The organism is Pantoea sp. Tr-811 (assembly GCF_011752535.1).
Taxonomy (GTDB): Bacteria; Pseudomonadota; Gammaproteobacteria; order Pseudomonadales; family Pseudomonadaceae; genus Aquipseudomonas.
Map to the genome: position 1 here is coordinate 218,221 of NZ_VWXJ01000006.1, position 19,996 is coordinate 238,216.

The window sequence follows — 19,996 nt, forward strand, 5'->3', positions numbered from 1 at the left end:
CGCGAGCTGCGCTCGCTCCTACCAGGGGTCGCAAAACCCGGTAGAAACGAGCGCAGCTCGCGAAAGGGCCGCCACAGGCTAATGCTACCGTTTCAGGCACCGCTGATAGCGCTCATCCACCCGCCCGGCAAACCACGCCGTGGTCAGCTTGCGGGTGATCTTCGGGCTTTTCAGCTGGATTCCCGGCAGCACCGCCCGCGGCACGGCCTTGCCCGCCGCCGCGTCAGCCAGGGCGAACACCCCGTGGTACAGCGTGCTGTCCTCGAACGCCAGGCGGTCCCCCAACGCCAACTGGCTGCGGATCTGCGGGTTGCGCAGCCCCAGCTTCACCCCCAGCTTGCGCGCCGCCTGCTCGGTGCTGCCCGGCATGATCGCTCCCGGCGCAATCAGGTCGCCATCGAGCGCCAGCGAGGCCCCCGTCACCCGGCTCAAGGCTGCCTGGAACGCCGCGTTGCGGCTGGCGTACCAACCGGCATTGAAGTCGGCAAAACGGTACAACGGGCGCTCGTAGTGCGCTGGGTAGCCGAGCAGGTGGGCGATGCCGAAGTACATGCCACCCCGGCGGCTGAACACCTCCTGGCGAATAGTGCCGTCATAGGTGTAGGGGTAATCCTTGGCATGCTGCTGGGCAAACTCGACACTGACCTGCATCGGCCCGCCGGTGTGCACCGGGTTCAACCCGCCCAGCAAGGTGTTGCCCATCGGCAGGCGGGCGATGAACTCGTCGTACAGCGCGCTCAGTTGTTTCTCGCTGCGCACCGCCAGCAGCCGCTGCTGGTAGCTCTGGCCATTGCCGGAGGGCGTCTTCAACGCAGCGTCCACCAACAGCGTGGGAATATGCAGGCGCGCCGCGCGGCGGTCGATCTCGCTGCGGGCGATGCGCCCCAGGTTGGGCACCTGCGGGTCGGCGTTGAAGGTCGATTCCTGCTCGGTCACCGCCAGCACGGCGCACAGGTTGCTCTTGCTCGGGGTAATGCCCTGGGCCTCGAACGCCGTCTGGATGTCCGTGGCCCAGCCTTCGCGGTCCTTGGCCTGGGCCGGCAGCAAGCGCAGCAGCTGCGCGCGCACCGTGGCCGGGCTTGCCTCGGGCGTTTCTTCCCCATGGCGCCCGGCACACCCCTGCAGCAGCGCCAGGGCCAACAGCCCTGCCGCCAGCCGCCGGCCGTTCAGGGCTGCTCACCGACCAGGTAAGCCTTGCTGATGTGGCGGAACTGCGGGTGGCTGGCGCTGCCCATCAGTTCGAACAGCACCATCTCGCGGGTCACCACCTGCGCCCCGGCGTCGCGCATGCGCGCAATCCCGGCAGCCTTGCTGGCGGCGGTGCGGCTATCGCAGGCATCCTCGACCACGAACACCTGCTTGCCCAGCGCCAGCAGGCCGAGCACGGTCTGCAATACGCACACGTGGGTTTCCATGCCGCACACGATGACCTGTTCGCGGCCCATCAGGCTGGCGGGCAGGCACTGGGCAGCCACACAGGAGAAATGGGTCTTTTCCACCACCTGGGCGCCAGGCGCGGCAGCCAGCAGCTCAGGCAAGGTGTGGCCAAGGCCTTTGGGGTATTGCTCGGAGATCACCACCGGCAGCTCCAGCTCGGTGCTGGCGGCCAGCAACCAGCGGGCCCGGGCGCGAGTGCCCTCAGGGTCGCCCATGGCGTTGATGAGTTTTTCCTGGATGTCGACCACCAACAGCGTGGCCTTGCGAGGATCGATCAGCATTGTCTGCCCTTAACCTGGGAAAAGCACTAGCCTCCCCCAGGCACGCGGTGGCGTCAATCAGGCCGACAGCCTCAACGGCTCCAGGGAGGCCGCAAGCGTGGCCAGCACCTGGTCTTCGTGCTCGTGGATGAAGAAGTGCCCACCGGGGTACATCTGCACGTCGAACGCGCCATGGGTTTCCTTGCCCCAGGCCTGCAGTTGCTCCGGGTTGGCACGGTCGTCTGCGCCGCCCAGCACCTGCACGGGGCACGACAGCGTGGGGCGCTCGCGGTAGGCATAACGGCCGCAGAGCTGGAAGTCGGCACGCAGGATCGGCAGGGTCAGGCTCATCAACTCGGCATTGGCCAGCACTTCCTCGGGCGTGCCGTTGAGTTCACGCAGCTCGTGCTTCAACTCATCGTCGCTCTTGGGGTCGCGCCAGTTCTTGCCGTCGTAGTCTTCGCGCCGGGTGGGCGCCGCCGTGCCGCAGGCAAACAGCGCCAACGGTGCCGGGCAGCCGAGTGCCAGCAGTTCGTGCGCCAGCTCGAAGGCCAGCAACGCCCCCAGGCTGTGGCCGAGCAAGGCATAGGGCGCGTGGGTGCACAGGCGCTGCTCGGCCGCCAGTTGACGGGCCAGCGCCTGCATGTCGGTTTGCAGGGGTTCGCCCATGCGCGCGCCTCGCCCGGGCAGTTCGACCGGGCGCACCTGCAGCCAGGCTGGCAGCTTGCGCCGCCAGCGGCTGTAGACCATCGCACTGGCCCCCGAATACGGCAGGCACAGCAGGTTGACGGTGGTCACTGGGCAGCAGCTTCGGCCATTTTCTGGCGCAGGCTCAGCGGGCGCATGTCGGTCCAGACTTCGTCGATGTAGGCCAGGCATTCCTTCTTCAAGCCGCTCTTGCCCACGGCGCGCCAGCCGTTGGGGATCGCCTTGTAGTCGGGCCAGATGGAATACTGCTCTTCGTGGTTGACCACTACCTGGAACTGGATATCGTCGCGGTCGAATACGGAAGTCATTGCCGGTCTCCTTGAATGAATGGTGCCGCTACGGGGGATGGCGTAGGGGGGCTTTCAAGTAGACGTGGGAAGGTTTGGAAAAATTAGTTACGACGCCATATTGCGCCATGCGCCAAAGCATTCGCGCTCAATCCCCCAGGCCTCACTGGCCCGAAACAAACAACGTAGGAGCGAGCAAAGCTCGCGATGCGCCGCGCGGGCGGCGCTCGATCTCACAGCCGCCACCCACCCAACGCCAACCACCTCAAGCATCCCGAAGCAAATCGTGGGCATCAAGCAACCGAAACGCCACCTGCGGATTACGCTCCAACCCCCGGCGAATCGCCGCCGGGATCGACTGCCGGGTCCTGCGGCACAACCCAGGCTGGGCATCGAGCTCGATCACGATCCCGCGCATGGTGCGCACCTCGTTGAAGCCCGGCACGATATGCACGCGGATGCCCAGATTTTCATACAACCGCACCTGCAGGCGTTGCAGGTCTTCAAGGTCCTTGAGGTTTTCCAGGCGCTCGAGCAGGCGCTTTTCCTCCTGGCGCGTGAGCAGAAGGATGCGCTGGGCTGCAGGCGGGTGCTCGGCCAGTTGCTCCCGGCCGCAATCACAGGCGCCAGGGGGGCAGGGTTGGCGAAGCGCAGGGGCGGTGGTCATGGCCCTAAGCATAGCCCCACTCGCCCGGCCGCGGCCAAGCCACTCTCCGCACACCGAAAAACTTTCCTGCCAGGATAAAAAATTTCACAAACCGCTGGACCACCACCCCTCAATTCGCCTATAAATCGCCAAAAGGAAATTTATATTCCTACCAAGAAACACCCTTCGCTGCTCGCGAAACCTCTTTTGCCCTTGTGCCGACCTGCCCCACTCCATCACGAGGCCTATCCGACATGCACCCCGCTCCCGATCACTTCATCCTGCGCGTCAGCTGCCCGGCGGTGTCCGGCATCGTCGCCGCGGTGACCACCTACCTGGCCGAGCACGGTTGCTACATCAGCGAGATGGCGCAGTTCGACGACGAGGACAATGGCCGCTTCTTCATGCGTGCTGTATTCCGCTACAACACCGGGGTCAGCGGTGACACCCCACAACTGGAAGCCGGTTTCGCCGATGTAGCCCGGCGCTTCGACATGGACTGGAGCCTGCACAGCAGCGCCCGGCCGCTGCGCGTGCTGCTGATGGTGAGCAAGTTCGACCACTGCCTGGCCGACCTGCTGTACCGCCACGCCAAGGGCGAGCTGGACATGCAGATCACCGCGGTGGTGTCCAACCACCTGGACCTGCGCCCAATGGCCGAGCGCCAGGGCATTCGCTTCGTCTACCTGCCAGTGACCAAGGACACCAAAGCCGACCAGGAAGCGGCGTTGATGCGCATCGTCGAGGACACCGGCACCGAACTGGTGGTGCTGGCGCGCTACATGCAGATTCTGTCCGACGACCTGTGCCGCCAGCTGTCGGGCCGGGCAATCAACATCCACCACTCGTTCCTGCCCGGCTTCAAAGGCGCCAAGCCCTACCACCAGGCCTACCAGCGTGGGGTCAAGTTGATCGGTGCCACCGCCCACTACGTCACCAGCGACCTCGACGAAGGGCCGATCATCGAGCAGGAAGTGCAGCGCGTTGACCACGCCTACGCCCCGGACGACCTGGTGGCGATTGGCCGGGACACCGAAACCATCGCCCTGTCCCGCGCGGTGAAGTACCACCTCGAACACCGGGTGTTCCTCAACCACGACCGCACGGTGATCTTCAAATGAATGCCATTCCCAGCATCAAGCTGATCGACGGCAAGGCCACCGCGGCGCGGGTGCTGGCCGAAGTTCGCGAGCAAGTTCAGGCCCTGCGCCAGGGCGGCCTGCAACCGGGGCTGGCCGTGGTGCTGGTGGGTGCCGACCCCGCCAGCCAGGTGTATGTGCGCAACAAGGTGCTGCGCGCCGAGGAGGTGGGCATCCGCTCGCTGGAGCATCGCCTGCCGGCCGACACCACCCAGGCCCAGTTGCTGGCCCTGATCGACCGCCTCAACCGCGACCCCGAGGTCAACGGCATCCTCGTGCAACTGCCCTTGCCCGCGCAGGTCGATGAACACCGCATTCTCCAGGCGATCAGCCCGTTGAAGGACGTGGACGGCTTCCACAGCCAGAACGTCGGCGGCCTGGCCCAGGGCCGTGACGTGCTCACCCCCTGCACACCCAGCGGCTGCATGCGCCTGCTGCGCGATGCCTGCGGTGATTTGCGCGGCAAGCACGCGGTGGTGGTCGGCCGTTCGAACATCGTCGGCAAGCCCATGGCCGCCCTGCTGCTGCAGGCCGACTGCACGGTGACCGTGGTGCATTCGCGCAGCCACGACCTGCCGGCGCTGTGCCGCCAGGCCGACATCGTCGTCGCGGCGGTGGGCAAGCCACGCTTGATCGGCGCCAGCTGGCTCAAGCCGGGCGCGGTGGTGATCGATGTGGGCATCAACCGTATCGAGGAAGGCGGCCACAGCCGCCTGGTGGGCGATGTCGACTTCGCCGCCGCCCTGCCCCAGGTCGCCGCCATCACCCCGGTGCCCGGCGGCGTCGGCCCGATGACCATCGCTTACCTGATGAAAAACACCCTGCTCGCCCTCGACCTGCAGCAACAGGCCGCCCACCCGGAGCGCACCCCATGCCTTTCGCCCTGCTGAAATACGGCCTGAGCGCCGACTACCCGGTGGAAGTCGACCTGCCACCACCCTGTGAACTGAAGCCGCGCTATGACGTGGTAATCATCGGCGGCGGCGGCCACGGCCTGGCCATCGCCTATTACCTGGCCAAGTACCACGGCGTCACCAATGTCGCGGTGCTGGAAAAGGCCTACCTGGGCGGCGGCAACACGGCGCGCAACACGGCGGTGATCCGCTCCAACTACCTCACCTCCGAAGGCGTGCGTTTCTACGCAGAATCGGTGCGCATGTTCCAGAACCTGTCCAACGAGTTCGACTTCAACATCATGTACTCCGAGCGCGGCCAACTCACCCTGGCGCACACCGACGCCACCGTGCGCGCCTTCCGCCAGCGCGCCGAGGTCAACAAGCACTTTGGCGGGCGCACCGAGATGATCGACCGCCAGCAGATCCGCGAGCTGGTGCCCAGCCTGAACCTGGACCCTGGCCACCTGCCGGTGCTCGCAGGCCTCTGGCACATCGACGGCGCCACCGCGCGCCACGATGCGGTCGCCTGGGGTTATGCCAAGCAGGCCGCCAAGCGTGGCGTGGAGATCCACCAACTGACTGAAGTGCAAGACCTGTTGATCCGCAATGGCCGCATCGAAGCGGTGAAAACCAACCGCGGCACCGTACAGTGCGGGTGCGTGGTGCAGGCGGTGGCCGGGGCCAGCTCGCAGCTGTTGGCCAAGGCCGGCATCCGCGCCCCCATTCACACCTACCCGCTGCAGGCCATGGTCACCCAGCCGTTCAAGCCGTTCCTCGACCCACTGGTGAGTTCGTCGGCGCTGCACTGCTACGTGCAGCAGACCAGCCGCGGCGAAATCGTTTTCGGTGGTGGCTCGGACCCCTACCCGCTGTACAACACCCGCTCCACCCTCGACCTCAAGGAAAGCCTGCTGGCCCACGCCATCGAGATGTTCCCGTTCATGGCCAATGCCAAGCTGATGCGACAGTGGGCCGGGATCACCGACATGACGCCGGACTACAGCCCGATCATGGGCCTGTCGCCAGTCGAGAACTACTACCTGGATGCCGGCTGGGGCACCTGGGGCTTCAAGGCAACGCCCATCTGCGGCAAGACCATGGCCGAGCTGGTCGCCAGCGGCGGCAAGGTGCCGGGCATGATCGCGCCGTTCGCCCTGGAGCGCTTCAGCCGCTTCCAGCAAGTCAACGAAATGGGCGCCACCGCGGCCAGCCACTAGGAGCACCCTGATGAAAATCCTCACCTGCCCCTTGAACGGCCCGCGCAACATCAGCGAGTTCACCTACGGCGGCGAATTCAAGTACATGCCCGACCCGGCCACCTGCAGCGACGCCGAATGGGCCGACTACGTGTTCAACAGCGACAACCTGGCTGGCGTGGTCATCGAGTGGTGGCTGCACAACGCCTCCAGCTACTGGTTCCTGGCCGAGCGCCACACCGTCAGCGACCAGGTGCTGCGCACCTTCGACCCCAAGGAACTGTTCGACCGCCGCGTCGACTTCGCCCCAACCGCCACACCGGAGATCGCCGGATGAACAGCCACACTCGCCTCCCCGCGCCCATGGGCCTGCTGATCGACCGCGAGCGGCCCGTGCATTTCCAGTTCGACGGCCAGGCCTGCGCAGGCTTTGCCGGTGACAGCATCGCCAGCGCCCTGCTTGGCAACGGCCGCTGGCTGCTGTCGCGCTCGTTCAAGTACCACCGCCCACGGGGCCCACTGAGCATGGCCGGGCAAGACGCCAACAGCCTGGTGCAACTGCCCGACGAGCCCAACGTGCTGGCCGACATGGAAGCTGCCCGCGACGGCCTGGTGGTCGAAGGGCAGAACTTCAACGGCAGCCTGGAGCACGACCGCGACGCCTACCTGGGCAAGTTCTCGCGCTTCATGCCGGTGGGTTTCTACTACCGCTCGTTCTACAAGCCCAAGGGCATGTGGAAAGTGTGGGAGCCGCTGATTCGCAAAAAGGCCGGCCTGGGCGTGCTGAACCTCGATTTCAAGCCGCAGTATTACGACAAGGCCTACCTTTTTGTTGACGTGGCGGTCATTGGTGGCGGCCCGGCCGGTCTGCACGCAGCGCTGGATGCGGCCAACGCCGGTGCCCAGGTGCTGCTGGTCGAGCAGCAGCCGGTGCTCGGCGGCTCGCTGACCTACGCCCGCTTCGACATCGCCGGCACCCGCGCCGCCAGCCTGCGCCAGGAGTTGCTGGCCGCCGTTCAGGGCCACCCGAACATCCAGGTGCTGTGCGAGGCCACCTGCAATGGCTGGTTCACCGACAACTACCTGCCGGTGATCCAGCACAAGCGCCTGTACAAGGTGCGCGCCACCCGCTGCGTGGTGGCGGCCGGCTCGTTCGACCAACCGGTGGTATTTCGCAACAACGACCTGCCCGGGGTAATGCTGACCAGCGCCGCGCAACGGCTGATGAAGCTCTATGCGGTGAAGCCTGGGCAGCGAGCGGTTGTACTCACCGGCCACGATGACGGCTACCTGGCCGCCCTCGACCTGCAGGAGCAAGGCGTGGCCATCGCCGCTGTGGTCGACATGCGCGCCGCGCCCGGCGATGCCGCGCTGGCGGCTGAACTCAAACGCCGCGACATTCCCCTGCACCTGGGCAGCACGGTGTACGAAGCGCTGCACGAGGCGGGCATGCGCCATGTCACCGGCGCTGCTATTCGCCCGATCACAGGCCAGGGCAAGGTGGGCGAACAGGGCCTGCGCGTAAGCTGCGACCTGTTGTGCATGTCGGCGGGCTACATGCCGGTGTACCAGCTGCTGTGCCAGGCCGGCGGCAAGCTGGCCTATGACGTGAATCGCGATGAGTTCGCCATCAGCAACCTGCCCGTGGGGCTGGATATCGCAGGCTCGGTGAACGGCCGCCATGCGCTGGCCAACGTCCTGGCCGATGCCACCCGCGCAGCTGCGCAAGCGCTGGCTGCGCTGGGCCTGCAGGCCCAGGCAGCGCCAACCTTCGTAGCCGAGGCCAAGGTGAACTTCCCCTGGCCGATTTTCCCCCACCCCAAGGGAAAGGATTTCGTCGACTTCGACGAGGACTTGCAAGTGCGCGATATCGTCAACGCCACTCGCAGTGGTTACCGCGACGTGCAGTTGGTAAAGCGCTTCTCCACGGTCGGCATGGGCCCGTCCCAGGGCCGCCATTCAGCGCTGCCCACCGCGCGCCTGGTGGCCCAGGCCACGGGGCGTAGCATCAGCGAAACCGGGGTGACCACCGCCCGGCCACCGTTCCAGGCAGAGAAACTGGCGCATGTCGCCGGGCGCGCCTTCGACCCGTACCGGCAAACGCCGATGCACCGGCGCCACCTGCAAGCCGGGGCGAAGATGATGCCCGCCGGTATCTGGCAGCGCCCGGCCTACTACGGCAAGCCCGAGGAACGCGAGCGCTGCATGCAGGAAGAAGCCCGGCATGTGCGCGAGAAGGTGGGCCTGATCGACGTCTCCACCCTGGGCGGCCTGGATGTGCGCGGCCCGGACGCGGCCGAGCTGCTGGAGCGCCTGTACACCTTCGGCTTCGCCAAGCTGGCCATCGGCCGCACCCGCTATGCGCTGATGACCAACGAGCACGGCGTGGTGATTGACGATGGCGTGTGCGCCCGCCTGGCCGAGCAGCACTTCTATGTCACCGCCACCACCAGCGGGGTCGACCGCATCTACCAGCAGATGCTCAAGTGGAACGCCCAATGGCGCCTGGACGTGGACATCACCAACGTCACGGCGGCCCTGGCGGCGGTGAACCTGGCCGGGCCGCTGTCTCGCCAGGTGCTGGCCAAGGTGTGTGACGATGTTGACCTTTGCGCCGAGGCCTTTCCCTACCTGGGAGTGCGCCTGGGCAAGGTGGCCGGCATCCCGGCGCGCATCCTGCGGGTGGGTTTCGTCGGTGAGCTGGGCTATGAGGTGCACGTGCCGGCGCGCCACGCCGAGCGCCTGTGGGATGCGCTGATGCAGGCCGGCACTGGCCTGGGCATTCGCCCGTTCGGGGTCGAAACCCAGCGCTTGCTGCGCCTGGAAAAAGGCCATGTGATCATCAGCCAGGACACCGATGGCATGACCCACCCGGCAGAAATCGACATGCAGTGGGCCATTGGCCGCAAGAAGCCGTTCTTCGTCGGCAAGCGCTCCATCGAGATCCTCGAAGCACAGCCGCTCAAGCGCAAGCTGGTTGGCTTCACCTTGCCCAAAGGCAGCCCGCAGCCGCTGGAGGGCCATCTGGTGCTGGACGGCGCCGATATCAGCGGCAACGTCACCTCCTGCGAATACTCCCAGACCCTGGGGCAAATCATCGGCCTGGCCTATGCCGGCGCCCACCAGGCGACCCCTGGCATGCACATCCCGATCCGCGTGGAGGGCGGTGTGATGGTCAATGCCAAGGTGGTGCCCTTGCCCTTCCATGATCCCGACAACCTGCGCCAGGAGCTCTGAGCCATGACCAGCCTGAAAGCCGAAGCCTTCATTCCACGCAGCCCCCAGGCCGGGCTGCAACAGGCCTGCGGCCTGACTGACCTGACTGAACTGGCGCGGGTGGGGTTTCGCGGCGCAGACAGCGCAGCGTACCTGCAAGCACGTGGCTATCGCCTGCCAGCGCTACCCAACCAGGCCCAGCGCCAGGACGACGGGAGCTGGGTGGCGCGCCTGTCGGCCAGCGAGTACCTGGTGCTGGGGAGCCTAGCCGACCACGGCGCGCGGGTGGCCACCGATGAAGGTGAATGGGTGCAGGATGCCCGGCGCAATTACCTGCTGCCGCGCCAGGACAGCCATGCCTGGTTGCAGTTGTCCGGCAGCCACTGCAGCGCGGTGATGGCCAAGCTGTGCGGCGTTGACCTGCGCCTGCCGGCGTTCCCGGTTGGCGCCGTGGCGCAGACGTCGGCGGCGCGGATCAATGTGATCGTGGTGAATGTGGGGAACGAGGCGCTGCAGTTGCTTTTCGACCGGGCGTCGCTTGCGTATTTTCGTGACGCGGTGCTCGATGCCATGGCCGAGTTTGGCGGGGGGATGTGTTGAGGGGCTGATGGCGCTATCGCGACCTGCGGTCGCTCCTACCCAGGAAATCGCGTCTCCCGGGTAGGCTGCCCCAGCTTTAAAGCTGCAGCAACCGCTCGCGCAGGAAACTCACGAACCCCTGCACCGGCCGCGCCACCTGCCGGTGCTGCGGGTACACCGCCGACAACTGCAACGCCGGCGTCACCCACTCATCCAGCACGGTGACCAGGCGCCCATCCGCCAGCGCCTGGCCAACGATGAAGGTGGGCAGGTACGTCACGCCCATCCCGGCAATCGCCGCGTCCCTCAGCATCTCGCCGTTGTTCGCACGCATGCGCCCAGCCACCTGGATCGCCTGGGCCTTGCCGCCCTGGCGGAACTGCCACTGCACCTGCCGCGAGTGCCCGTAAGGCAGGCAATCATGCCCGGCCAACTGCTCGGGCCGGGTGGGCACGCCACGGGCTTGCAGGTACGCGGGGCTGGCGCAATACACCCGCTCGACATCGGCAATACGCCGAGCGATCAGGCTGGAGTCCTCCAGCGCGCCAATGCGCAGCGCCAGGTCATAGCCTTCGCCGATCAGGTCCACGGCGCGGTCGCTAAGGTCCACTTCCACGTCCACCTGCGGGTGCAGTTGCAGGAACTCGGTCAGCAGGCAGCCCAGGTGGGCCATGGCGAACGACAACGGCGCACTCAGACGCAGGGTGCCGCGCAGGGCCTGGGCCTGGCCGCTGATGTCGTGCTCCACCTGCTGCACCTCACCCAGCAGGCGCAACGCCGACTGGTAGTAGTGCTGGCCCAGGGGGGTGGCATCCAGGCGCCGCGTGGAGCGGTTGAGCAGGCGCACGCCAAGGCGCTCTTCGAGCTGCATCAGGCGCCGACTAACCGATTGCTTGGACATGCCCAGGCGGTCGGCGGCGGCGGTGAAGCTGCCGGCTTCCATGACCTGGGCAAAGATGCGCATGTCTTCGTAGGGGTTCATTGTCTCGCTCTTGGTGACAGTCAAACGCTTTATAGCGGCTTTTTCCCGAAGCTGCATCTGCTTAATCTACACACAGGTTGCAGCGATGGCCCTGTAGGCCAGGCAAGACGCCCACTCCCAACACTTGAACAGAAAAGGATTCGACCATGAGCATTGTCCAAAAAACCCTCACCGCTTCCCTCCTCGCCCTGTCGGTGTCCAGCGCATTCGCCGCTGGCAGCCCAGGCGTCGAACAGCACACCCAGGCGTTCCTGCAAGCACTGGAGCAAGGTGGCGGCAAGCCGCTTGAACAGCTCAGCCCGAAAGACGCCCGCGCCGTACTGACCGGTGCCCAGGCATCGGTGAAGGTCGACCTGTCCGGTATCGAGGTGAAGCAGCGCAGCATCCAGGCCAACGGCCAGTCGATCACGCTGCAGGTGGTGCGCCCGGCCAATGTCAAAGGTGACCTGCCGGTGTTCATGTTCTTCCATGGCGGTGGCTGGGTGCTGGGCGACTTCCCGACTCACCAGCGGCTGATCCGCGACTTGGTGGTGGGTTCCGGTGCGGTGGCGGTGTACGTGGACTACACCCCATCGCCTGAGTCGCACTACCCAACGGCGATCAACCAGGCCTATGCCGCGACCCAGTGGGTGGCCGAGCATGGCAAGGAAATCGGCGTGGACGGCAAGCGCCTGGCCGTTGCAGGTAACAGTGTCGGCGGCAACATGGCGGCGGTGGTCGCACTCAAGGCCAAGGAGGCCGGCACCCCGGCCCTGCGCTTCCAGCTGTTGCTGTGGCCGGTGACCGATGCCAGCTTCGAAACCGGCTCGTACAAGCAGTTCGCCGAGGGGCACTTCCTGACCACTGGGATGATGAAGTGGTTCTGGGACAGCTACACCACCGACGCCAAGGCCCGGGAACAGATCTACGCTTCGCCGCTGCGCGCCACGCCTGAACAACTCAAGGGCCTGCCGCCAGCGCTGGTGCAGACCGCCGAGTTCGATGTGCTGCGCGATGAGGGTGAGGCCTATGCCCGCAAGCTGAATGCCGCCGGCGTGACCGTGACCTCGGTGCGCTACAACGGGATGATCCACGACTACGGGCTGTTGAACCCATTGAGCCAGGTGCCGGCGGTGAAGGCTGCGATGAGGCAGGCGGCTGGGGAATTGAAGGTACATCTGCAATAAGCGAACCTGGGGCTGCTTCGCAGCCCATCGCAGGCAAGCCAGCTCCTACAGGCCAACGCTACGCCTGTAGGAGCTGGCTTGCCTGCGATGGGCCGCAAAGCGGCCCCGATTGCTTAAGTGGCCAGCAAACAAACCTAACCAGCACGTTGCAGTGTTTCTCTATTGAGGCAACGGCCCACACGCTTCAATCTTGCTGCCGTCAGTCCGGCTGTCGATAGTGCCATCCGCAGCGATGGAGATATCGGTCGTTCGGAAAAAACGCCAAAAATGCATACGGCCGCATGAATTACTAGTTAGAACGTAATCAGGGTCGGCCCTATCGCGCGCTGTGAGGAATTGCCAATTCGGTAGGAGCGAGCGCAGCTCGCGATGCGCCGCGACAGCGGCGCGCTCCATTTCACGGCCTGCTTATCTCTATCAATGCCGAACCGACTATAAGCCACGCACAGCCAAGTGCATGTTTCATCACCGTTCGCATGGTTTCCCTTCCTGATGTGGAGAACCGGGAAGCTAGCAGCAGAACGGCCCTTCAAAACCACCCCCGAAGAAATCAAGACAGGGTCTACAGCCGAAGGAAAAATATCTGTAGGAAGCCTCCTGCATTAGTCGCCTAAAACGAGACAGTTATACTTGTTAAACCCTATTTTTAACACGCCAGGCTGACAGTAAGATTCTCCCATCAACAGCCCGGCAGCCCTCCCGGCCCCGGCTTTTCAAGGAGAATCCCCATGCTCACCATCCGTAACGCCCAAGACCGCGGCCTGGCTTTCCATGGCTGGCTGAAATCCTTCCACACCTTCTCGTTCGGCCATTACCGCAACCCCGACGAGCAGGGTTTCTCCGACCTGCTGGTAATCAATGACGACCGGGTCATTGCCGGCAAGGGCTTTGGCGAGCACCCGCACCGGGACATGGAAATCTTCTCCTACGTGCTCGAAGGCGCGCTGGAGCACAAGGACACCCTGGGCACTGGCTCGGTGATTCGCCCAGGTGACGTGCAACTGATGAGTGCCGGGCACGGCGTGGCGCACAGCGAGTTCAACCACAGCAAGGCGCAGCCGGTGCATTTCCTGCAGATCTGGATCGTGCCCAACGTCCGGGGGGCGACGCCGCGGTATCAGCAACAGCACTTCAGCGCCGAGGAAAAACGCGGCAAGTTGCGCCTGATCATTTCCCCCGATGGCGCCGAGGGGTCGCTGCAGGTGCGGCAGAATGCGCGGGTGTACGCCGGGTTGTTCGACGGTGCAGAACGCGCCACCTTGACCTTGGCGCAGAACCGCCATGCCTATGTGCATGTGGCCCGTGGCAGCATCGAGCTCAATGGGCAAGTGCTGAATGAAGGAGATGGGGTGCGCGTGCGGCAGGAGCAGGTGCTGGAACTGGGCAATGGCGTGGATGCCGAGGTGTTGGTGTTCGACCTGCGGCCACATGAGTTGCCGGGTATGCCGTAAGCAGGGCCGGCCTTATCGCGAGCTGCGCGCCTACCGGTGGGGGAGCACAGGACCCGCAGCTCGCGACAAGGCGCACACGATTAAGGCTCGAACCCTTCGACAATAATCACCTCAGCCTTCGCCACCCCCTGGCGGTGGCTGCATGCCTCCTGGTACAGCGCAGACCGATAACACGCCAGCGCCTGCTCATACGAGTCGAACTCGATCACCACGCTACGCTGTGGGGTGGGCCGCCCTTCCATCGCCTCGCTGCGCCCGCCACGGGCCAGGAAGCGGCCGCCGAATGCCTTGAAGGCAGCAGGGGCACGCTGGGTGTATTGCTGGTACTGCTCAGGGTCGGTCACATCGACATGGGCGATCCAATAGGCCTTCATCCGCTGCTCTCCAGTTACAAAAATATTTGTGTATGATGGTATACCATAAAAATCACCCCACCACAGTGAGCGTGCAGCATGGCTTTCAACAGCATCGAAGAACTCCTCGAGGACTACAGGCAAGGCAAGATGGTCCTGCTGGTGGACGACGAAGACCGGGAAAACGAAGGCGACTTGCTGATCGCCGCCGAGCGCTGTGACGCCCAGGCCATCAACTTCATGGCCCGCCAGGCGCGCGGCCTGATCTGCCTGACCCTGACCGACGAGCACTGCCAACGCCTGGGCCTGGAACAAATGGTGCCGGCCAACGGCAGCGTGTTCAGCACCGCCTTCACCGTGTCGATCGAAGCCGCCAGCGGCGTCACCACCGGCATCTCCGCCGCCGACCGGGCGCGCACCGTGGCCGCTGCCATGGCGCCCAACGCCCGCCCCGAAGACCTGGTGCAGCCCGGCCACATCTTCCCCCTGCGCGCCCGCGAAGGCGGCGTGCTGACCCGTGCCGGCCACACTGAAGCTGGCTGCGACCTGGCCCGCCTGGCCGGTTTCACCCCGGCCTCGGTGATCGTCGAAGTGCTCAACGACGATGGCACCATGGCCCGGCGCCCCGACCTGGAAGTGTTCGCCGCACAGCATGGCATCAAGATCGGCACCATCGCCGACCTGATCCACTACCGCCTGAGCACCGAACAGACCATCAAGCGCATCGGCGAGCGCGAGCTGCCGACCGTGCACGGTACGTTCCGCCTGGTGACCTATGAAGACCGCATCGAAGGTGGCGTGCACATGGCCATGGTCATGGGCGATATCCGCCGCGAGCAACCGACCCTGGTGCGCGTGCACGTGATCGACCCGCTGCGCGACCTGGTGGGCGCCGAATATGCCGGCCCGGCCAACTGGACGCTGTGGGCGGCGCTGCAGAAAGTGGCCGACGAAGGCGCCGGGGTGGTGGTGATCCTGGCCAACCACGAGTCGTCCCAGGCGCTGCTTGAGCGCGTACCGCAGCTGACCCAGCCGGTAAGGCCGTACCAACGGGGGCAGTCGAAGGTGTACTCGGAAGTGGGCACCGGCGCGCAGATTCTGCAGGACCTGGGCGTGGGCAAGCTGCGTCACCTGGGGCCACCGCTGAAATATGCAGGTTTGGCCGGCTACGAGCTGGAGGTGGTGCAGAGCATTCCCTTCGAGCCGGGCCTGGTGAGCTGAGCCTACGTAAGCAGCAGGTCTTGCAGGGCCCTGTGGCAGCGGGTTTACCCGCCCCCACAGGGCTTGCACAGGCTCGGCAAGGACGGAGTGATGGCCGGTCGCCTCCTGCCTCTTGCCAAAAGTTTGGAATACCATAATATGATATCCCGTAGACCTTAAAATTTCAGGCCGGCACCTACAATCACAAACGGCCACAAGACACTTTGTTTTAGCTGCTCCCCGAACACTGTTGGCGGGCGCACCAAAAAGCCCCGCCTCGAATAACAAAAGCAACGAGGGCGTAACCATGCTGTTGAGCAAACGTGTAACCGCAGTGCTGTCCGCCAGCCTGCTGACCCTGGCATGTCAGGCCGCCCAGGCCGCCGACAGCCTCAATTTCGTCAGCTGGGGCGGTACCACCCAGGACGCCCAGAAAGAAGCTTGGGCAGTTCCCTTCACCAAGGCCACCGACATCAAGGTCGTGCAAGACGGCCCCACCGACTACGGCAAGCTCAAGGCCATGGTCGAAAGCGGCAATGTGCAGTGGGACGTGGTGGACGTCGAAGCCGACTTCGCCCTGCGCGCCGCCAACGAAGGCCTGCTCGAACCCCTCGATTTCAACCAGATCAAACGCGACAAGATCGACCCCCGTTTCGTCTCCGACCATGGCGTAGGTTCGTTCTTCTTCTCCTTCGTGCTCGGCTACAACGAAGGCAAACTCGGTGCCAACAAGCCCGTCGACTGGACCGCGCTGTTCGACACCAAGACCTACCCCGGCAAGCGCGCCCTGTACAAATGGCCAAGCCCCGGCGTGCTGGAGCTGGCCCTGCTGGCCGACGGCGTCGCCCCCGACAAGCTCTACCCGCTGGACCTGGACCGCGCCTTCAAGAAACTCGACACCATCAAGAAAGACATCGTCTGGTGGGGCGGTGGCGCCCAGTCCCAGCAACTGCTGGCCTCCGGTGAAGCGTCCCTGGGCCAGTTCTGGAACGGCCGCGTCTATGCCCTGCAGCAAGACGGTGCACCGGTGGGCGTGAGCTGGAAGCAGAACCTGGTCATGGCCGACTTCCTGGTCATCCCCAAAGGCTCGAAGAACAAGGACGCGGCCATGAAGTTCCTGGCCAACGCCAGCAGCGCCGAAGGCCAGGCCGAGTTCGCCAACAAGACCGCCTACGCCCCGGTGAACCTCGACAGCGTCGCCAAGCTGGACAAGAACCTCGCGCCGAACCTGCCCACCGCCTACGCCCAGGACCAGGTCACCCTGGACTTCGCCTACTGGGCGAAGAACGGCCAGGCCATCGCCGCGCGCTGGAATGAGTGGCTGGTCAAATGAAAGTCGCCATCAACGCCCTGCACAATGCGCAAGGTGCCCCCACGGGCACCGGCGCCCCGGGAACGGTCCCCCGCCGCGTGAGCCTGAGCCAGCGCTGGAAAGGCAGCCGCAACCTGCTGCCGGCCCTGCTGTTCCTCGGCCTGTTCTTCTTCGCGCCGCTGGTCGGCCTGTTGCTGCGCGGGGTGCTGGAACCCACGCCGGGCCTGGGTAACTACGAGCAGCTGTTCGCCAACTCGGCTTACGCACGGGTGTTGTTCAACACCTTCTCGGTGGCCGGCGTGGTCACCCTGATCAGCGTGCTGCTGGGCTTCCCGCTGGCCTGGGCGATCACCCTGGTGCCCAAGGGCTGGGGCCGCTGGCTGCTGAACATCGTGCTGCTGTCGATGTGGACCAGCCTGCTGGCACGCACCTACTCGTGGCTGGTGCTGCTGCAAAGCTCGGGGGTGATCAACAAGGCGTTGATGGCCATGGGCATCATCGATGCCCCGCTGGAAATGGTGCACAACCTCACGGGCGTGGTGATCGGCATGAGCTACATCATGATCCCGTTCATCGTGCTGCCGCTGCAGGCGACCATGCATGCCATCGACCCGATGGTGCTGCAGGCAGGGTCGATCTGCGGCGCCAGCCCCTGGACCAACTTCTGGAAGGTGTTCCTGCCGCTGTGCCGCTCGGGGCTGTTCTCCGGCGCGCTGATGGTGTTCGTGATGTCGCTCGGTTACTACGTCACCCCGGCCCTGCTGGGCGGGGCGCAGAACATGATGCTGCCCGAGTTCATCATCCAGCAGGTGCAGTCGTTCCTCAACTGGGGCCTGGCCAGCGCCGCCGCCGCACTGCTGGTGGTGATCACCCTGGTGCTCTTCTACCTGTACCTGAAGCTGCAGCCGGAATCCCCGGTTGGCAACGCGAGGTAATTCACCATGCTTCTGTCTCCCAATGCCATGGGGCGCCCGCTGCGCACCGGGCTGTACCTGACCACCGGGGTGATCGCCGCCTTCCTGTTGCTGCCGGTGGTGTTCATCGTGCTGCTGTCGTTTGGCTCGTCCCAGTGGCTGGTGTTCCCGCCGCCGGGCTGGACCTTCAAGTGGTACGGCCAGTTCTTCTCCAACCCGGAGTGGATGGACGCCGCCCTGGCCAGCCTGAAGGTCGCCGTGCTGACCACCATCGCCGCCGTGCTGCTGGGCTTGCCCACCGCATTCGCCCTGGTGCGCGGCCGCTTCCCCGGGCGTGAAATGCTTTATGGCCTGTTCACCATGCCGATGATCGTGCCACTGGTGATCATCGCCGTGGCCGTGTACGCACTGTTCCTCAAGCTTGGCTACACCGGCACGCTGTTCGCCTTCGTGGTCAGCCATGTGATCGTCGCCCTGCCGTTCACCATCATCTCGATCATCAACTCGCTGAAGCTGTTCGACCAGTCGATCGAGGATGCCGCGGTGATCTGCGGTGCCTCGCGCCTGCAGGCGATCTTCAAGGTGACCTTCCCGGCCATTCGCCCAGGCATGATCGCCGGCGGCCTGTTCGCCTTCCTGGTGTCGTGGGACGAGGTGGTGCTGAGCGTGATGATGGCCAGCCCCGACCTGCAAACCCTGCCGGTGAAAATGTGGACCACCCTGCGCCAGGACCTGAGCCCGGTCATTGCCGTGGCCTCGACCTTGCTGATCGGCCTGTCGCTTCTCGTCATGTTCATTGCCGCCGCCTTGCGCCGGCGCACCGAAGTCAACGCCTGAGCGCGCGGAGAAAACAACAATGAGTGCAGTGATCAAAGACAACGCGCCCGGCAAGACCCTGGTCAGCCTGCGTGGCCTGAACAAGCACTACGGCGACTTCACCGCCGTGGACAACCTCGACCTGGAAATCCAGGACGGCGAATTCCTGACCTTCCTCGGCTCCAGCGGCTCGGGCAAATCCACCACCCTGTCGATGCTGGCGGGCTTCGAAACCCCCAGCAGCGGCGAGATCCTGGTCGACGGCCAGTCGCTGGTCAACGTGCCGCCGCACAAGCGCGACATCGGCATGGTGTTCCAGCGCTACTCCCTGTTCCCGCACCTGAACGTGCGCGACAACATCGCCTTCCCGCTGGCCATTCGCAAGCTCAGCGCCAGCGAAACCAGCAAGCGCGTGGATGCCATGCTCAAGCTGGTGCAACTGGAGAAGTTCGCCCACCGCAAGCCATCGCAGATGTCCGGTGGCCAGCAGCAACGGGTGGCCATTGCCCGGGCGCTGGTGTATGAACCACGCATCCTGCTGATGGACGAGCCGCTGGGCGCGCTGGACAAGAAGCTGCGTGAAGACCTGCAGGACGAACTGCGCCAGCTGCACCGCCGGCTGGGCATCACCATCGTCTACGTCACCCACGACCAGGAAGAAGCCATGCGCCTGTCCCAGCGCATCGCCATCTTCAGCCACGGCAAGATCGTCGGCCTGGGCACCGGTTACGACCTCTACCAGAACCCGCCGAATGCCTTCGTGGCCTCGTTCCTGGGCAACTCCAACTTCCTGCGTATCAAGGCCAACAGCAACGGCGCCGGCAGCTTCGAAGGGCAGCCGGTGGCGATCCGCCTGACCCCAGGCATCAGCGCCGACCAACAGGCGTTGATCATGGTGCGCCCGGAGAAAGCCCTGGCCCTGACCGCCGAGCAGGCCGCGCGCGAGCCGCTGCCGGCGGGCTGGAACGAAGTCAGCGCCAAGGTCGGTGAAGTGCTGTTCCTGGGTGAAAGCCAGACCTGCCACGTGGTGACCGCAGGCGGTACCGAGCTTACCGTGAAGGCGCTGTCTGCCGCGGGTATGCCGATGCAACCGGGGGACAGTGTGAAGGTACGCTGGGCGGTGGCGGATGCCTGTATCTACACCGAATGGGCCGAAAGCGACTTGAGCAAGTCGGCTGGGGCGCACTGACCCTACCGGCCCTTTCGCGGGGCAAGCCCGCTCCTATGGAACAAATCGTAACCATCTGATTTAACGGTGAATCCTGTAGGAGCGAGCGCAGCTCGCGATGGGCTGCAAAGCAGCCCCAGCACTATGAGCCGCGAGGCTGAAACCCTGGGGCCGCTGCGCGCCCCATCGCGAGCTGCGCTCGCTCCTACCGGGGCGGCGCTGGCCTGGAGATGGGCGCTTGATCGGCAGCCCAGGGTTGTGGTGTAGGTC

General features: G+C 65.1%; 20 protein-coding genes. 13 read left to right on the forward strand and 7 right to left on the reverse strand.

The window, feature by feature from the left end; genetic code table 11:
• Positions 1-84: 84 nt before the first annotated feature.
• The 5 genes from F3J44_RS11865 to F3J44_RS11885 all read right to left on the reverse strand — a co-directional run bounded on the left by F3J44_RS11865 (position 85) and on the right by F3J44_RS11885 (position 3,359).
• On the reverse strand, positions 85-1,143 hold the full coding sequence (locus F3J44_RS11865; RefSeq protein WP_370526736.1) for a DUF1615 domain-containing protein: 1,059 nt from the start codon (positions 1,141-1,143) through the stop codon (positions 85-87).
• Positions 1,144-1,166: 23 nt separating this feature from the next.
• The gene (locus tag F3J44_RS11870; RefSeq protein WP_167272521.1) at positions 1,167-1,718 is read right to left on the reverse strand and encodes a hydrolase; all 552 of its coding nucleotides are present in this window, start codon (positions 1,716-1,718) and stop codon (positions 1,167-1,169) included.
• A gap of 57 nt (positions 1,719-1,775) precedes the next feature.
• Positions 1,776-2,495, reverse strand: a complete 720-nt coding sequence (locus tag F3J44_RS11875) for an alpha/beta fold hydrolase (protein ID WP_167272523.1) — start codon at positions 2,493-2,495, stop codon at positions 1,776-1,778.
• Positions 2,492-2,713 (reverse strand): MbtH family protein, encoded by a 222-nt coding sequence (locus F3J44_RS11880; RefSeq protein WP_016711157.1) that lies wholly within the window; start codon positions 2,711-2,713, stop codon positions 2,492-2,494. The genes F3J44_RS11875 and F3J44_RS11880 overlap by 4 nt, the downstream gene beginning before the upstream one ends.
• 244 nt (positions 2,714-2,957) lie before the next feature.
• Positions 2,958-3,359: a hypothetical protein gene (locus F3J44_RS11885; protein ID WP_167068540.1), complete on the reverse strand. Its 402-nt coding sequence runs from the start codon at positions 3,357-3,359 to the stop codon at positions 2,958-2,960.
• A 233-nt stretch (positions 3,360-3,592) separates the two neighbouring features.
• Here F3J44_RS11885 and purU point away from each other — a divergent pair, with 233 nt between their 5' ends.
• From purU to F3J44_RS11915, 6 genes are read left to right on the forward strand one after another with little or no spacing between them, the layout of a single operon-like run.
• Positions 3,593-4,459: a formyltetrahydrofolate deformylase gene (gene purU, locus F3J44_RS11890; RefSeq protein ID WP_167068543.1), complete on the forward strand. Its 867-nt coding sequence runs from the start codon at positions 3,593-3,595 to the stop codon at positions 4,457-4,459.
• Complete coding sequence (gene folD / locus F3J44_RS11895; RefSeq protein WP_167272525.1) at positions 4,456-5,367, forward strand: bifunctional methylenetetrahydrofolate dehydrogenase/methenyltetrahydrofolate cyclohydrolase FolD; 912 nt, start codon at positions 4,456-4,458, stop codon at positions 5,365-5,367. Before purU ends, folD begins: the two co-directional genes overlap by 4 nt.
• Positions 5,349-6,590 (forward strand): FAD-dependent oxidoreductase, encoded by a 1,242-nt coding sequence (locus F3J44_RS11900; protein WP_167068551.1) that lies wholly within the window; start codon positions 5,349-5,351, stop codon positions 6,588-6,590. Before folD ends, F3J44_RS11900 begins: the two co-directional genes overlap by 19 nt.
• A gap of 10 nt (positions 6,591-6,600) precedes the next feature.
• The gene (locus F3J44_RS11905; protein WP_167068554.1) at positions 6,601-6,906 is read left to right on the forward strand and encodes a sarcosine oxidase subunit delta; all 306 of its coding nucleotides are present in this window, start codon (positions 6,601-6,603) and stop codon (positions 6,904-6,906) included.
• Positions 6,903-9,806, forward strand: a complete 2,904-nt coding sequence (locus F3J44_RS11910; RefSeq protein ID WP_167272528.1) for an FAD-dependent oxidoreductase — start codon at positions 6,903-6,905, stop codon at positions 9,804-9,806. The genes F3J44_RS11905 and F3J44_RS11910 overlap by 4 nt, the downstream gene beginning before the upstream one ends.
• Positions 9,807-9,809: 3 nt before the next feature.
• Complete coding sequence (locus tag F3J44_RS11915; protein WP_167272530.1) at positions 9,810-10,385, forward strand: sarcosine oxidase subunit gamma; 576 nt, start codon at positions 9,810-9,812, stop codon at positions 10,383-10,385.
• Between the two features lie 76 nt (positions 10,386-10,461).
• On the opposite strand, the gene F3J44_RS11920 is transcribed toward F3J44_RS11915, so the two are convergent.
• Positions 10,462-11,346, reverse strand: coding sequence for a LysR family transcriptional regulator (locus F3J44_RS11920; RefSeq protein ID WP_167272532.1), 885 nt, complete (start codon positions 11,344-11,346; stop codon positions 10,462-10,464).
• Between the two features lie 146 nt (positions 11,347-11,492).
• Here F3J44_RS11920 and F3J44_RS11925 point away from each other — a divergent pair, with 146 nt between their 5' ends.
• Both F3J44_RS11925 and F3J44_RS11930 read left to right on the forward strand, forming a co-directional pair.
• Positions 11,493-12,512, forward strand: coding sequence for an alpha/beta hydrolase (locus tag F3J44_RS11925; protein WP_167272535.1), 1,020 nt, complete (start codon positions 11,493-11,495; stop codon positions 12,510-12,512).
• Between the two features lie 728 nt (positions 12,513-13,240).
• Positions 13,241-13,963 (forward strand): pirin family protein, encoded by a 723-nt coding sequence (locus F3J44_RS11930; protein WP_167272538.1) that lies wholly within the window; start codon positions 13,241-13,243, stop codon positions 13,961-13,963.
• 80 nt (positions 13,964-14,043) lie between these two features.
• On the opposite strand, the gene F3J44_RS11935 is transcribed toward F3J44_RS11930, so the two are convergent.
• A complete protein-coding gene (locus F3J44_RS11935; protein ID WP_060510889.1) occupies positions 14,044-14,337 on the reverse strand; it encodes a DUF1330 domain-containing protein in 294 nt (97 codons plus the stop codon).
• 78 nt (positions 14,338-14,415) lie between these two features.
• Here F3J44_RS11935 and ribBA point away from each other — a divergent pair, with 78 nt between their 5' ends.
• The 5 genes from ribBA to F3J44_RS11960 all read left to right on the forward strand — a co-directional run bounded on the left by ribBA (position 14,416) and on the right by F3J44_RS11960 (position 19,747).
• Positions 14,416-15,537: a bifunctional 3,4-dihydroxy-2-butanone-4-phosphate synthase/GTP cyclohydrolase II gene (gene ribBA, locus F3J44_RS11940; protein ID WP_167068579.1), complete on the forward strand. Its 1,122-nt coding sequence runs from the start codon at positions 14,416-14,418 to the stop codon at positions 15,535-15,537.
• A gap of 286 nt (positions 15,538-15,823) precedes the next feature.
• Positions 15,824-16,849, forward strand: a complete 1,026-nt coding sequence (locus F3J44_RS11945; RefSeq protein ID WP_167068582.1) for an ABC transporter substrate-binding protein — start codon at positions 15,824-15,826, stop codon at positions 16,847-16,849.
• Positions 16,846-17,763 (forward strand): ABC transporter permease, encoded by a 918-nt coding sequence (locus F3J44_RS11950; RefSeq protein WP_167272541.1) that lies wholly within the window; start codon positions 16,846-16,848, stop codon positions 17,761-17,763. The genes F3J44_RS11945 and F3J44_RS11950 overlap by 4 nt, the downstream gene beginning before the upstream one ends.
• Before the next feature lie 6 nt (positions 17,764-17,769).
• Positions 17,770-18,579: an ABC transporter permease gene (locus F3J44_RS11955; RefSeq protein WP_027919924.1), complete on the forward strand. Its 810-nt coding sequence runs from the start codon at positions 17,770-17,772 to the stop codon at positions 18,577-18,579.
• A gap of 19 nt (positions 18,580-18,598) precedes the next feature.
• A complete protein-coding gene (locus F3J44_RS11960; RefSeq protein ID WP_167068588.1) occupies positions 18,599-19,747 on the forward strand; it encodes an ABC transporter ATP-binding protein in 1,149 nt (382 codons plus the stop codon).
• The last annotated feature ends 249 nt before the right edge of the window (positions 19,748-19,996 follow it).

Bases quoted from the DNA above. Each gene is read 5' to 3' on its own strand.
- F3J44_RS11910 (WP_167272528.1), top strand. From the start codon at position 6,903: ATGAACAGCCACACTCGCCTCCCCGCGCCCATGGGCCTGCTGATCGAC.
- F3J44_RS11930 (WP_167272538.1), top strand. From the start codon at position 13,241: ATGCTCACCATCCGTAACGCCCAAGACCGCGGCCTGGCTTTCCATGGC.
- F3J44_RS11960 (WP_167068588.1), top strand. From the start codon at position 18,599: ATGAGTGCAGTGATCAAAGACAACGCGCCCGGCAAGACCCTGGTCAGC.
- F3J44_RS11885 (WP_167068540.1), bottom strand. From the start codon at position 3,359: ATGACCACCGCCCCTGCGCTTCGCCAACCCTGCCCCCCTGGCGCCTGT.
- F3J44_RS11920 (WP_167272532.1), bottom strand. From the start codon at position 11,346: ATGAACCCCTACGAAGACATGCGCATCTTTGCCCAGGTCATGGAAGCC.
- folD (WP_167272525.1), top strand. From the start codon at position 4,456: ATGAATGCCATTCCCAGCATCAAGCTGATCGACGGCAAGGCCACCGCG.
- F3J44_RS11915 (WP_167272530.1), top strand. From the start codon at position 9,810: ATGACCAGCCTGAAAGCCGAAGCCTTCATTCCACGCAGCCCCCAGGCC.
- F3J44_RS11945 (WP_167068582.1), top strand. From the start codon at position 15,824: ATGCTGTTGAGCAAACGTGTAACCGCAGTGCTGTCCGCCAGCCTGCTG.
- F3J44_RS11950 (WP_167272541.1), top strand. From the start codon at position 16,846: ATGAAAGTCGCCATCAACGCCCTGCACAATGCGCAAGGTGCCCCCACG.
- F3J44_RS11935 (WP_060510889.1), bottom strand. From the start codon at position 14,337: ATGAAGGCCTATTGGATCGCCCATGTCGATGTGACCGACCCTGAGCAG.
- F3J44_RS11905 (WP_167068554.1), top strand. From the start codon at position 6,601: ATGAAAATCCTCACCTGCCCCTTGAACGGCCCGCGCAACATCAGCGAG.
- ribBA (WP_167068579.1), top strand. From the start codon at position 14,416: ATGGCTTTCAACAGCATCGAAGAACTCCTCGAGGACTACAGGCAAGGC.
- F3J44_RS11955 (WP_027919924.1), top strand. From the start codon at position 17,770: ATGCTTCTGTCTCCCAATGCCATGGGGCGCCCGCTGCGCACCGGGCTG.
- F3J44_RS11880 (WP_016711157.1), bottom strand. From the start codon at position 2,713: ATGACTTCCGTATTCGACCGCGACGATATCCAGTTCCAGGTAGTGGTC.
- F3J44_RS11900 (WP_167068551.1), top strand. From the start codon at position 5,349: ATGCCTTTCGCCCTGCTGAAATACGGCCTGAGCGCCGACTACCCGGTG.
- F3J44_RS11925 (WP_167272535.1), top strand. From the start codon at position 11,493: ATGAGCATTGTCCAAAAAACCCTCACCGCTTCCCTCCTCGCCCTGTCG.
- F3J44_RS11870 (WP_167272521.1), bottom strand. From the start codon at position 1,718: ATGCTGATCGATCCTCGCAAGGCCACGCTGTTGGTGGTCGACATCCAG.
- purU (WP_167068543.1), top strand. From the start codon at position 3,593: ATGCACCCCGCTCCCGATCACTTCATCCTGCGCGTCAGCTGCCCGGCG.